This is a genomic window from Paenibacillus vandeheii (assembly GCF_030433635.1).
In the GTDB taxonomy this organism is placed as follows: Bacteria; Bacillota; Bacilli; order Paenibacillales; family Paenibacillaceae; genus Paenibacillus; species Paenibacillus vandeheii.
Genome location: NZ_JAROCD010000005.1, coordinates 86,188 through 99,857 on the forward strand (window position 1 = coordinate 86,188; position 13,670 = coordinate 99,857).

General features: G+C 43.7%; 11 protein-coding genes. 10 read left to right on the forward strand and 1 reads right to left on the reverse strand.

Annotated features, from left to right (window positions below):
• Positions 1-24 precede the first annotated feature (24 nt).
• The 8 genes from P5G61_RS10705 (at position 25) to P5G61_RS10740 (ending at position 8,423) form a co-directional block, all read left to right on the forward strand.
• Positions 25-870, forward strand: a complete 846-nt coding sequence (locus tag P5G61_RS10705) for a TlyA family RNA methyltransferase (RefSeq protein WP_301246404.1) — start codon at positions 25-27, stop codon at positions 868-870.
• An 84-nt stretch (positions 871-954) separates the two neighbouring features.
• A complete protein-coding gene (locus P5G61_RS10710; RefSeq protein WP_301246405.1) occupies positions 955-1,440 on the forward strand; it encodes a hypothetical protein in 486 nt (161 codons plus the stop codon).
• A 122-nt stretch (positions 1,441-1,562) separates the two neighbouring features.
• Positions 1,563-2,012 carry a transcriptional regulator AhrC/ArgR gene (ahrC, locus tag P5G61_RS10715; RefSeq protein ID WP_079349472.1) on the forward strand — a complete coding sequence of 150 codons (450 nt, stop codon included), beginning with the start codon at positions 1,563-1,565 and terminating at the stop codon, positions 2,010-2,012.
• A gap of 56 nt (positions 2,013-2,068) precedes the next feature.
• Positions 2,069-3,787, forward strand: a complete 1,719-nt coding sequence (recN, locus tag P5G61_RS10720; RefSeq protein ID WP_301246406.1) for a DNA repair protein RecN — start codon at positions 2,069-2,071, stop codon at positions 3,785-3,787.
• A 120-nt stretch (positions 3,788-3,907) separates the two neighbouring features.
• Entirely contained in the window at positions 3,908-5,239 is a 1,332-nt protein-coding gene (gene spoIVB, locus P5G61_RS10725) for a SpoIVB peptidase (protein WP_301246407.1), read from the forward strand.
• 192 nt (positions 5,240-5,431) lie between these two features.
• Positions 5,432-6,247: a sporulation transcription factor Spo0A gene (spo0A, locus tag P5G61_RS10730; RefSeq protein ID WP_301246408.1), complete on the forward strand. Its 816-nt coding sequence runs from the start codon at positions 5,432-5,434 to the stop codon at positions 6,245-6,247.
• 313 nt (positions 6,248-6,560) lie between these two features.
• Positions 6,561-7,427 (forward strand): EAL domain-containing protein, encoded by an 867-nt coding sequence (locus P5G61_RS10735; RefSeq protein WP_301246409.1) that lies wholly within the window; start codon positions 6,561-6,563, stop codon positions 7,425-7,427.
• 165 nt (positions 7,428-7,592) lie between these two features.
• Complete coding sequence (locus P5G61_RS10740) at positions 7,593-8,423, forward strand: GGDEF domain-containing protein (protein ID WP_301246411.1); 831 nt, start codon at positions 7,593-7,595, stop codon at positions 8,421-8,423.
• Positions 8,424-8,534: 111 nt separating this feature from the next.
• Here the strand turns inward: P5G61_RS10740 and P5G61_RS10745 are convergent, their stop codons facing one another.
• Positions 8,535-9,344: a hypothetical protein gene (locus tag P5G61_RS10745; protein ID WP_301246412.1), complete on the reverse strand. Its 810-nt coding sequence runs from the start codon at positions 9,342-9,344 to the stop codon at positions 8,535-8,537.
• A 342-nt stretch (positions 9,345-9,686) separates the two neighbouring features.
• Here P5G61_RS10745 and P5G61_RS10750 point away from each other — a divergent pair, with 342 nt between their 5' ends.
• Together P5G61_RS10750 and P5G61_RS10755 are read left to right on the forward strand one after the other, a co-directional pair.
• Positions 9,687-11,501, forward strand: a complete 1,815-nt coding sequence (locus tag P5G61_RS10750; RefSeq protein ID WP_301246413.1) for an AraC family transcriptional regulator — start codon at positions 9,687-9,689, stop codon at positions 11,499-11,501.
• Between the two features lie 192 nt (positions 11,502-11,693).
• Positions 11,694-13,670 (forward strand): AraC family transcriptional regulator, encoded by a 1,977-nt coding sequence (locus P5G61_RS10755; RefSeq protein ID WP_301246414.1) that lies wholly within the window; start codon positions 11,694-11,696, stop codon positions 13,668-13,670.

Consider the following 13,670-nt stretch of genomic DNA (forward strand, 5'->3'; position numbering starts at 1 on the left):
ATTACTACATGATAGGAGAAAGACATGTCACTCCCGAAAGAACGAATTGATGTTCTGCTGGTTGAGCAGGGATATTACGAAAGTCGTGAGAAGGCAAAAGCTGCAATCATGGCTGGACTGGTATATGCCAACAATGAGCGGATTGAAAAAGCGGGCATGAAGATTCCAAGGGAAGCCGAACTTAAAGTAAAGGGTTCAGTACACCCCTATGTCGGTAGAGGCGGATTAAAGCTTGAAAAAGCGATCCGTCACTTCGATCTCAATATGAATGGACTTGTGATGCTTGATATCGGTTCATCGACTGGTGGATTTACCGATTGTGCTCTACAGCATGGTGCATCTCATGTATATGCCATCGATGTAGGATATAACCAGCTGGATTGGTCACTCCGTAATGATGAACGGGTTAATGTAATGGAAAGAACGAATTTCCGTTATGTAACTCCGGAAGATTTAAATGGACCTGTACCGAATTTTGCCAGTATCGATGTATCCTTTATTTCGCTGAGAATTATTTTACCCCCGTTGCTGGCACTTCTGAAGCAGCCGGCAGACATTGTAGCGTTGATTAAACCTCAGTTTGAAGCAGGCCGTGAGAAAGTCGGCAAGTCTGGCGTCGTTCGTGATTCTAAGGTTCACAAGGATGTTTTGCAGACGATGCTCCGTTTCGCCAATGAGCTTGGGTTGAAGTTGAAGGGTTTAACTTTCTCGCCGATTACAGGCGGAGAGGGCAATATCGAATTTCTCGCGCATTGGCGTCTGGAAGAACCGGAGGCAACACAACAAGAGAACGTTCAGGCTTCACTTGATGCACTTGCAGATCAAGTTGCAATGGAAGCTACTCATACTTTTACAGGAAACTCATCATAAGATGGGTTTCTTTTCGCTGGAAAGGTGACATTCTAAAAGGAAATCGGTTGTCGAATCTCGAATATGTCTTCGAGGTGAGCGATGATGGATGGGCAATATGACACAATTGTTATTGGTGTACTTGCTGTCTGCTTGATATTATGGCTGTTCTTTGGCTTGCGGAATTGGGTTAATCGTCCGATTCCGGTAAGTTTGTCGGGTATGCAACTGAATTCAGAAATCCAGGACTCACCGGCATTGGATCTACTTGAAGCGGAAGGATATGAAGTCATCGGAGGTAAAATGAAGGTTCCACTTGCCTTTGAAGCGGATGAATCCGTTTATTACAGCAGGCTGTTCATTGATTATGTGGCAGAGCGTGATGAGGAAAGATATCTGGTAAAGACGTCTCGTCGCAGACAACCACTTGAACTTACTGGCCCATCCCTGCGAGACCGTTTCCTGTATTATTTGTTGTTATATCCCGGCTGTGAAGGCTTGCTGTATGTGGACATGGAGGAATCGGATATCAAGATCATCAGGCTCATGGATTATCAGGAAGACGTATACGATGGGGATGATCTGGACTAAGGGTATTGATATAACCTGGAAGTTGCTTATATAACGAATAACGAATTGCAGCATGGCAAAGTATACGGAAATTAAAATTTGCCGTCTATTGCAATATATTGAACTTTTAACTGGAGGCATGTATGAAAGGACAACGACACATTAAGATACGTGAAATTATTAGTCAAAACGAAATAGAAACCCAGGATGATCTGGTTGAAGCTTTGCGTAAATCCGGATTTCAGGTGACACAAGCTACAGTATCCCGGGATATCAAGGAACTCCTTTTAATCAAAATCCCGATGGATGATGGACGTTACAAGTATTCGCTGCCGACAGACCAACGATATAATCCGATTCAGAAGCTGAAACGTGCCCTGGTGGACAACTTCTTACACATTGATCACTCAAACAATCTGGTCGTGATGAAGTGTTTGCCTGGCACAGCGAACTCCATTGCTGCTTTGCTCGATAATATCGAGTGGACGGAAGTGATGGGGACTATCTGTGGAGATGATACCATACTCATCATTTGCCGGACGGAAAGTAACAGCGTGACCGTTATTGAGCGGATTATGGGTTATATTTCCTAGAATATAATGGTTCAAAAACATAATTTCTGAGGAGTCATCCGGAGGTGTTTTTGCAGATGTTAGTTACATTATCGATTCGTAATCTGGCTGTTGTGGAAGAGGTTGATGTTGTTTTTCACCCGGGATTTCATGTTTTGTCTGGCGAAACAGGGGCGGGTAAATCAATCATTATTGATGCGCTGGGTTTAATTGCAGGTGGACGAAGCTCGGCCGATCTGATCCGGTATGGATGTGAGAAGGCCGAGATGGAGGCTCTGTTTGAAATGGAGCCAAGCCATCCCGTATGGGAGACGCTGGAGAAGCTTGGTATCCATTGTGAGCCAGAGGAGCATCTGGTGATCCGTCGTGAATTGAACACGCAAGGTAAAAGCACATCTCGTATTAACGGCCAACTGGTCAATTTGACGATGCTTCGTGAAGTCGGAGAGAAATTAATTAATATTCATGGGCAGCATGAGCACCAAAGTTTGTTACGTGCAGAGAGTCATCTGGGACTTCTGGATACATACGGGGCAGCCATCGTAGGTCCAGTCAAAGCGGAGTATCAGGAGCGCTACAGTAAATTTATTACTGCGGAAAAAGAACTGCGTGCGCTTCAGGAATCCAGTCAACGGGCATATCAATTGCTGGACATGTATCGCTTTCAGTTGGAAGAGATTGCAGCTGCTTCTTTAACACAGGGTGAGGATGAATTACTCGGAGAAGAACGGGTCAAACTATCCCATAGTGAGAAAATGATGGACAGTGTAGCCGGTGCCTATGATCTGCTTAGCGGTCAACGTGGGTTAGAAGCTGTAAGCATCGCTCTGTCACGCATTGAAGATATATCGGGTTATGACAGCAAAGGGCTACAGCCTATTGTTGAACAGCTCCAGTCAGCATTTTATCAGCTGGAAGACGCCACGTTTCAGTTACGCGATTATCGCGAGAAGATCGAATTTAACCCAGGGAGACTGGAAGAAGTGGAACAGCGACTGAATCTGATTTCTGGCCTCAGACGGAAATACGGCGACAGTATAGAACTTATTTTGAATTATTATGAACAAATTAGTCATGAAACCGACCAGCTGGAGAACAAGGATGAACGTCTGGAGAAGCTGCGTAATGAACGGGACAAATTGCTCAAGTTGGTTATGGAGTCTGCCGAGGAACTTAGCCGTGTTCGTAAACAATGTGCAGAAGAACTTGCAGCGCAGGTGGAAAGTGAGCTTAAGGATCTACAGATGGAGAGAACGACTTTACGAGTTCAGATTACTCCTTTTGAAGATTCAAAAGGGATTGAATGGAATGGGCGTCGTATTCGTCTAACGCGTCAGGGTGCAGATAATGCGGAATTCCTCATTTCTCCGAATCCAGGTGAGCCTTTACGTCCGCTCGGCAAGATTGCCTCTGGTGGTGAGTTGTCCCGAATGATGCTGGCGATGAAGAGTATCTTCGCACGTCATGATCGGATACCGGTGTTGATCTTTGACGAGGTGGATACGGGTGTGAGTGGAAGAGCAGCACAATCCATTGCGGAGAAATTATACCGTCTGTCCTCCACTTGCCAAGTTTTCTCTATTACTCACTTGCCGCAAGTGGCTTGTATGGCGGATCATCAGTATCTCATCGAAAAGCATGTCTATGACGGGCGCACGATGACACAAGTGGAATCGCTGTCAGACGAGGGCAGAGTGAAAGAATTGGCACGTATGCTGGGCGGTGTGGAAATTACAGAAAAAACGCTGCATCATGCACAGGAAATGTTGAATTTGGCGGAAGCCAAAAAAGGGTGAAACGAGCGACTGGCGTAATGATTGACAGTAATAAAAGCCTGGGGGCGAGGTTATCTTATAGGTACGCAATTGGCGACCACCTTTCGTCAAGCGAAAGAAGCAAAGGGAGTGTGACAGCCATTGAATTCCCCCCTCAGGAAGAAATTGCTAGGTCTTTTATTTGCCTTCTTTCTATGTGTGATCAGCCAGGCCATTCAGCCTGTGCAAAGTTTTGCTTCATTACCTGATGAGGTACAGGTATTTGCAGGCAGGCAGGCTGATGTTCATCTCGCTGTACCGGCTGCTTCAAGCGCTGTTGTGGATCGCCCTGACATCGTCGGTTTCGATGGAAAGGAAACTGCGGTCCACGTAACGAAGCAACAACCTTTGCATCTTCATCCCCAACAAACGGGACAGGCCAAATTAACGTTAAAGTTGTGGGGCAAAATTCCGGTAAAAACGGTTAACGTAAACGTAATTCCGGATTTGCGTGTAGTGCCCGGTGGTCAAACCATTGGCGTCAAAGTAAAATCTGCAGGGATTCTGGTTGTAGGGCACCATCTCGTCCGTTCTGGTCAGGATGAACGTGTATCCCCTGGAGAATCAGCAGGTATCAAGCTTGGAGATCTGATTACCCATATGGACGGTAAGCGTCTGGATGGTGTATCGGGTGTCGCTGAAGCTGTTGAGCTTGCAGGCAAGAACAAAAAAGGAATTGATGTCGTATTAAAACGCGGCAAAGAAACGGTTAAAACCCGTTTGACACCTGCTTATGATGCTGAAGATAAAGCCTGGAGGCTTGGATTGTACATTCGTGACTCCGCAGCAGGTGTAGGGACATTAACCTTCTATGCTCCGGATCAGGGCGTGTATGGCGCGCTGGGACATGTCATTACGGATATGAATACTCAAACCTCCATCGTTGTCGGTAGTGGCCAGATCGTTCAGTCCAATGTAACGTCGATTTCCAAGAGTGAATCCGGTGATCCGGGTGAGAAACGCGCTCATTTCCTGAAAGAGAGTAAAATTTTGGGCAATATTGAACGCAATACGGCTTTTGGTATCTTTGGTAAAATGTCCGGTAATCCTGAACATAGTTTGTATTCCAAAGGCATTCCCGTTGCTTTCTCCCATGAAGTAAAGGAAGGTCCTGCAGAAATTCTCACTGTCGTTGAGGGGCAGCAAGTGGAACGTTTCGCGATTGATATTGTTCATGTTGCCGACCAATCCGAACCGGCAACGAAAGGTCTAGTGCTTCGTATAACTGATCCGAAGCTGTTGGATAAGACCGGAGGCATTGTACAAGGCATGAGTGGCAGTCCAATTGTTCAAAATGGAAAATTGATTGGTGCTGTGACCCATGTATTCGTCAATGATCCGAAATCAGGTTATGGCTGTTTCATTGAATGGATGTTACAGGATGCAGGAGTCATGATGAAGAAGGATAATGCAAAAAACCTTAAGGCGGGTTAACCTCCTTAAGGTTTTTTTGTCGAATGGAAACATAAAACATCAGATAATGAAATAAAATATTTATTATATAGCAACGAGAAAAAAAAATAAAGAAAAATAATATTCGACAGAAGGAATTTCCTCTGCTGTGTCGAAAATTTAACCTGTAAGGAAATGTACGAAACGATGTTTAAATTAAAGGAGGATACCGTTTTGCAAAAAATTGAGGTACTGCTGGCCGATGATAATCGTGAATTTACGAATTTGCTTGCCGAATATATATCCGAACAGGAAGATATGGAAGTGACTGGGATTGCTTACAATGGAGAAGAAGTGCTGCAGCTGCTGGAGCAGACACGCGATGTACCAGATGTACTGATTCTGGATATTATTATGCCTCACCTGGATGGACTGGGTGTGTTGGAGCGTCTGCGCAACCTGAATCTGTCTCCACAGCCCAAAGTCATTATGCTTACGGCTTTCGGACAAGAGAATATCACACAGCGTGCCGTGCAACTCGGAGCTTCTTATTACATCCTGAAACCGTTTGACATGGAAGTACTCGCGAATCGTGTTCGTCAACTGGTTGGCACACAAACCACGATCTCCACAGGCGGTGGTAGCGGTTCATCGATGTTTATGAACAAGTCCAACGTGGTGCCGATGGGTAAACACAAAAATTTGGATGCAAGCATTACGTCCATCATACATGAAATCGGCGTTCCTGCGCATATTAAAGGATATCAGTATTTACGCGAAGCCATCACCATGGTGTATAACAATATCGAAATTTTGGGAGCCATCACCAAAACCCTCTATCCAGCGATTGCCGAAAAGTTCAAAACAACGCCGTCTCGCGTCGAACGTGCGATCCGTCATGCCATTGAAGTGGCTTGGACCCGTGGCAACATCGACAGCATCAGCCACCTGTTTGGCTATACCATCAACATCAGCAAGTCGAAACCGACGAACTCCGAGTTCATCGCGATGGTCGCTGACAAGCTCAGAATTGAGAATAAGGTGTCCTGAAAGGATCAGGAATAAGGGTAATCTGAAACAAATAATTGAACTTCTGTATAGATAAGTGAACACCACATTTTTATTGAGTCTTCCATGACCGATAGAAGCGTGGTGTTTTTTTTACCAACAATTTGTACATTCCTTCAAGAAGTGGAGCAATCTTCATTAAACAGCAGCGGCTGAGTATGAATTTCTCAGAATGTATACTTCGAATGGTGAATTTTTTTACAAACTTTTACTTGCAGTTAACGCTTTCTCAGCGAGAAAGTGGTACGATGTGACCACTGACAAGATCACATTATAGGTATAAAGGATGAATGATATGAAGAGAACCACTTTTCTCTATACATACAAAAACGAACTATACAATTCTCTGAGATATGTACATAAATCGCTTCAACAATCTATTCTTAGTTACAGGCAATTCACAGGACTGCAAAAAATTATGCGGGATAGAATGCTTACTACATATTTTCAGCCAATATTGAATCTGCAGAACGGGAGATGTCTTGGTTACGAAATATTGAACCGTCCTCCTATATCTAATCTTTTTCCAAATGCAGAAACTTTTTATCAATTCATTGGTCATACGGATCAGGTTTTTGCGTTTGAACGCTTCTGTCGTGAGATCTCGATTGAAAGATTCAGAGCCTCTTTAACTAGAGAGCAGTATCCCGAAAATACTGTCGTTTTTTTAAATATACATCCTCAGGTTTTAGCCGATTCCACCTACCGCAGTGGAGAAACCATCAGTCTACTGAACAGTTATGGTCTATCCCCTGAACAAGTGGTCTTCGAGCTAACCGAAAAACAGGCCGTTCATGATTATGTGGAATTCGAACGGATCCTCTCAAATTATCGATCTCAGGGCTTTCGGATTGCCATTGATGATGCAGGTTCCGGTTACAGCAGTCTCAAGGCGATTGTAAGCCTCAAACCGGATTTTATTAAATTAGACAGAGCGTTGATTAGTCGAGTGGACACACATCCGGATCAGCAGCACATTGTAAGGATTCTTAAACAATTTGCAGTCGACTCGGGCACCAGTATCATCGCAGAAGGTATCGAGCGTTACGAAGAAATTCAATTTTTACGTCGTGAAGGTATTGAATACGGTCAGGGTTACGCACTTGGAAGGCCAGACACTGTATTAAAGCCGTCTCCCTTATCTTTTCCCAAGGGTAATTAAAGATTTAAAAAGTAGAGGGTATAGCTATGTATAGAGGAGGCGAATGGTATATTTACGCAAATAGGTGAGATAGCCGATACGATTCCTGTAGTAGCGCCTGAGACAAAATGTGATATCGTCTATAATCTTTTTAAGTCCAATCCCAATCTGGAAGGTGTGGCGATTATGGGAGAACAGGGCGTGTCATTAATGATGCGAGCTCGTTTCTTCCAGCAGATTGGGACACAATACGGCTATAATTTGTACATGGGACGCCCGGTGGAACTGGTTATGAACGTTCGGGCACTGGTCGTCGATTACGCTGAACAGATTACGGATGTCAGTGTGCTGGCAATGAATCGATCTGAAGAAGAACTATACGATCTGGTGCTTATAACGGCTGAAGGCGTTTTGTATGGAGCGGTTAGTATCCGACGTTTGCTGCTTGCAGTTGCGGATGTTCGAGCCGAGATGGCGATTTTCATGAATCCCTTGACAGGGCTTCCGGGTAACCGAATCATAGATGAACGATTAGATCAGTTACTCCAGCTTGATTATTATAGCGTTCTATACATAGATTTGGATCACTTTAAATCCTACAATGATAGCTATGGGTTCAAAATGGGGGATCAGCTTATTCAAGCTACTGCTAATCTGCTCCGGAAGCTTTTTGTTTTTCCAGAAGCTTTTCTGGGCCATATCGGCGGCGACGATTTTATTGGAATATTAAATCATCATGACTTTAGGGATGTCTGTGAAGAGGTAATAGCAGGTTTTGAGAAGATCAAGCGAATGTTCTACAATCAGGATGACTTGGATAATCAATATGTTTTGGGCGAAGGACGTTCTGGACTGAATCGACCGATACCACTCGTGTCGGTATCAATCGCTGTGGTCACAAACCGTGGACAACAGTATGAAAATATTGATCAAATTGTGAGTGAGGCGACCCGGATTAAAAAAGTATGTAAATCGGTGAATGGCAGCATCATTTGCGGGAATGAGGAAGCTGTATAACGATAATTGTGGGAGAGATTCATCGGATTTGGAAAAACCGTTATTTATCAGGAGAAATTGACCTGTAAATAACGGTTTTTTACTGAGAATTTAATCCTTATATGTAACTGGTTAAACCCGAATGTCGAGTGAAACATAGGAAGGGGCAGAGGATGCATTTGATTGCGTCTCTTGAATTTTTCCTAGGTCTTTATCATTCTGTGTACCATTGGAAATCTTCGATTTATTTTCTGCCTTGTTTTCTTTATTCACTTCCTGAACTTCATTTGCATGAGATGTTGGAATCGAATCGGCAACTTCTGTTGGTAGCGGTTGGTTTATTTCTTTTAATTTTTCTCCAATTGACTCATCAACCTTGCGGATTTGAGAATCAATCTCTTGGACCATTTCACGCTTCATTTGAAAAACAGTTTGTTCTGCGTTTTCCAACATCATTGACTTGCCCATGTCATTTCCCGAGTCGCTATCGAGAACGATCCGATCGAATCTGGTTTCACCCTCTAATGTTTGAATAGATCCGTGCATGCGATCACGCAAACCGACAAGTTTACCTAACTGATCATAAGTCTGGCTATTTTTGATTAGATGACCCATTGACGGAGCGTGATTTTCGTCGGTGACCTCAGACGGTTGAGGCTGTTGTTGCTTAGGTTGATCAGACTGTTTTAATTTATTTTTTTCTTGAAGCTCCTCGCTTTTGATTTGGGCAATTTGATTATCGACCTGTTGGATGAAACTCGTTATAGATTTAACTCGTTCAGCCTTAATTTTGGAGTCCAATTGATCATTGGATTTGACAGATTGCAGTTCTTCATTAAGCCTGATTTTTTGTTTCATAAGTCCTTGAATTTCCTTATCTCTGCTGGAGACTTGGCTTCCGGGGGTGAAGCTGCTTTTGGCGGCAGGTGAAATTGAGTTCATGATCTTTTCCCCTTCTTCGTTATATCGTGGATCTACTTACATATATCGGATGTTACAAGAAGCAAATGAAGATACGCTGGCTAATAAGTTCCCTCTCACTTGTGTATTTGCTTACTTACTGATAATAATTGATAATGGTTATCAATGAGTGAGGGATAGTTTCGTCACAATCTATTTAGACGGGGTTGGGTTAGTGAAATGTGGAATAATTATTACATACTCTGGAACTATGCTGCTGTGAGTATTGCGGATATACGTTATATGGAGTTAAGCCCCTATGAGGAGCTAACATATACATTTCCTGCGAGCACGTTTGTATTCACCATCCAGGGGAAGGCCTATGTGACAATAAATGACCAGAAGCATGAGGTGAGTCGTTTTTATGTTCTCCATGGTGGAAAGGGAAGTATGCTGCATATTGAGGCTGGACAATCTGGATTGAACCTGTTTTACCTTATGTACAGAGCAAGCTTGCCAAGTGGAGGAAGAACCGATCTGGGGAAAATGATGGAGCACATGAATCCATTTCAGCTAACTTATGGTTATGCTCCCAAGTCACCAGCTGTGCTTTATGAGCAGGTGAAACAGATGCACTCTTTGTGGGATAAAAAGAACCCTATTCATCATTTTCAGGCAAAAAGCCTGTTCTATCCCTTCGTAGAACAAATATCATCACAGATTCCGCAATCTGCGAATCGCTATTCATATACGAATCAAGTCAGCCATGTCATTGAAATTGTGGAATCCTCCTATGCCGAGCCGCTAACGCTGAACGTTTTGGCAGAGAAGATCGGCAGCAGTTCCAGAAGTCTGTCTCGCAAGTTCAAGCAAGCGACGGGTTATAGTCCAATCGACTACTTGACCCAGTTTCGCTTGTTCAAGGCCAAGGAGATGCTGCTGCACACCGACGCTACTTTGGATGAGATTGCAGCTGGCATCGGTTATCCGGACGGATATTATCTGGGACGCATGTTCAAAAAACATACAGGTGTTTCTCCCCTTCAATACAAGGAAAAGACGTCTGGACCGCTAAAATGGCCTGATCTGACATCGGCCTTGGCGCGAAATGACATTTCCAGTGGCAGAGCCGGAAGGTATGTTTATAACGATGATGATAATCATTATCAATATAAACACGGAGGGTCAATGTACATGAATAGACAGACAAGAACGGGAATGCTGCTTACAATTTTATTAAGTCTTACTCTACTGCTTAGTGCCTGCTCGCCAGGGACAACTAGTCATTCTGGGGGAGAAGCAGCTGGAGGCAAAGGGACTTCGAGTGCCACCAGCACAGTAACGGCAGATAGCCAATCGAACACTTCCGAGCCTCGTACCATCGCGACGGTCAAGGGAGATATCACGGTCCCGGCTGAACCCAAGCGAATTGTGGTTGATTTATATTTGGGCAGCCTGATTGCTTTGGGTATCAAGCCAGTAGGTACACCGGAGATGAACCTGAAGAATCCCTACTTTATCGAATCACTTGAGGGCGTAGAGAATATTGGGGAATACGAAACGATTTCTCTTGAAAAGGTGTTGGAACTGCAGCCAGATCTGATTGTCACCGGTGATCCGGATTTGTTTGATTCTTTTAGCAAAATTGCTCCGACTCTGGTTGTTCCTTATGGAGAGTTGAAAAATACCCATGAGGAGATTGCTTATTTTGGTAAAGCACTGAATAAAGAAAAGGAGGCTGAGGCATGGTTAGCCAACTATGACTCACGAATTGCAGACGCAAAGAAGCAAGTTCATAATGCCATTGATGTGGATGCAGAAGTTTCGATCATGCAGTTTTATGATAAAGGACCCTTGGCTTTTGGTGATAATTTTGGTCGGGGAGGTCAGGCCGTATACAGTGCACTTGGATTGAATCCCCCGGCAGATAAAAAAGAGGTATTAATGAAGGATCAGCTTGTTGAAGTGTCTTCCGAGGCGATTCCTGAATTTGCTGGGGATTACATTATTCTGACAGCAGATAATCTAACTGTGGAAGAGTTGAAAACAAAACCGGTGTGGAGTTCGCTTGAGGCTGTCAAGAATGATCGAGTGTATATATGGAGTCCAGATCGTTCATGGTACTTTGACCCGATCGCAACGTTAGATCAGACCGAGGAATTGGCAGCTTGGTTCACAAAAATTTCGAATAAAAAATAATGGATCGATGTGGATTGTAATTTGTCGAAATCTAATCCTGGTTAAAAACCAGTTGATAATGAAAATTATTATCATCTATAATGAAGGCATAAAAGTGAACCTCTGCTAACGCTTTGGTTAGAGGATGGTTTACAGAACGATGGCCTGTACATGGTCTTTGTTCCGGGTGAGAATGGGATTGGAGAGTAATCGATGCAATTAAATGAACAGATGCAATGCTGGAACCAAGCGGCTGTTAAAATTCTGGATATACGCCGGATCGTTATGGAGGCAGGGGAGATACAGGAATCATATTTGCTTCCGGCAAACGCTTTTATATACAGCATTCGTGGTGCAGCTCAACTTAAATTGGATGGAGAAACACATGAAGCACAGCGATTCTGTATTCTGCATGGTGGTAAAGGATCATCACTGGATATTCGGGTAAGCGAAAAGTTTGAATATTTTTTGCTGTTCTACAGGGCATTCCTTGTGTTTCCAAGTCATCGTAAAACATGGCAGTTGCCACAACCTCAGGTTGCTCCGTTTTCTTTGCAATACGGGTTTACGCCGAGTGATCCTCTTACTTTAATGCGCTATTTTGGTGCGCTGGAGAAAGCTTGGGATCAGGCAGACAGCCTGGACTTACTTCAAGTGAAAAGTTTGTTCTACCAATTTATTCATGAATTATCGTTTCAATTGGCACAGCAGGAGATCAGAACGGTGCTTCCAGACCCTATTGAGCAAACACTCCGCTACATACAGCAGCATTATAGGGAACAGGTCACATTGGATTTTCTGGCTGAACAATTCAATTACAGCTCCCGTCATTTATCCATGCAATTTAAACGAAAGACAGGACACAGTCCGATTGATTATCTCATTCAAACAAGACTGGCCGAGGCACGGAATCTGCTTATGCGATCGGATGCAACCCTACGTGAAATCGCGGCAGAAGTGGGATACGCGGATGTGTATTATTTCAGCCGTATTTTCAAAAAACATGTAGGCCTTTCTCCCACGCTCTATCAGCGAAAAATAAGAGATCAGAGTCTGGCAGAGGATCGTCCATTACAATTCTCCGAATTGTCCATTGGCTGGAGAAGGATGCGAGGATATATTGATTATGAGAATCATTATCAATATATAGACGGAGGGTCTACATTAATGAAAAGAAGAAAAACAAGCTCCAGCATGATTATGGTTGCACTTTTGAGCATCACAATGTTTTTATCAGCCTGTTCAGCAGGTTCCGCAACTACGCCGACAACGGGAGAAGGCACCAATGCCAACTCATCCAGCAGCACAGCGGCATCCTCGTCATCAGAATCAGGTAGCCAAACGAATAATGAAAATGGAACGCGCACGGTTTCCACGGTTAAGGGTGATGTTGTTGTTCCGGCAAATCCTAAACGGGTTGTTGTACTCTATCTCCAGGGGGACATCGTTGCACTTGGAATTAAGCCCATTGCTACATCGGACGTATACGACGGGGCTGCATATAAGAATGAGCTTGAAGGTGTAAATTCACTGGGCACCTGGTTTGAACCCAATCCTGAAGCTGTCATTGATCTGGACCCAGATTTGATTATTGTTCCTTCAGAAGAGACTTACACGTTATTAAAAGATATTGCACCAACGGTGTATGTCCCATATGAGAAAATGACAACAGAAGAAAGACTCCACAGTATAGCCAGCATTTTTGGCAAAGAGCAGGAAGCTGACGTTTTAATTAATAATCTCAACAGCAAAGTAGAGGAAAGCAAACAAAAGCTGGCAGATGCTGGCATATTGGACAAAACGGTTTCCATTGTCGAGGGTGGTCTCAAAAGCATGTCGATTGCAGAAAGCAAGCAATATGGACGAGGCTCACAAGCCATTTATGAGTACTTGGAAATGAAAGCACCCGAAAAGGTTCAACAAAAAATTGATAAAGTATCAGAAGCAGCAGCTTCAACGGTATCCATGGAAGTTCTTCCCCAATACTTGGGCGACTACGTGTTTCGTTCGGTATATGAAGGGGCGGACAATCTGACGGATAACCCGGTATGGAGCAGTGTACCTGCTGTCAAAGAAGGTCGTTTAATTGAAATTGATTTTGATTTTTTCTATTATTCGGATGTATATTCAATCAACAAACAGCTCGATTTTGTCGTCGAACATTTACTGGCAGCCCCCAAAGTGAAATAA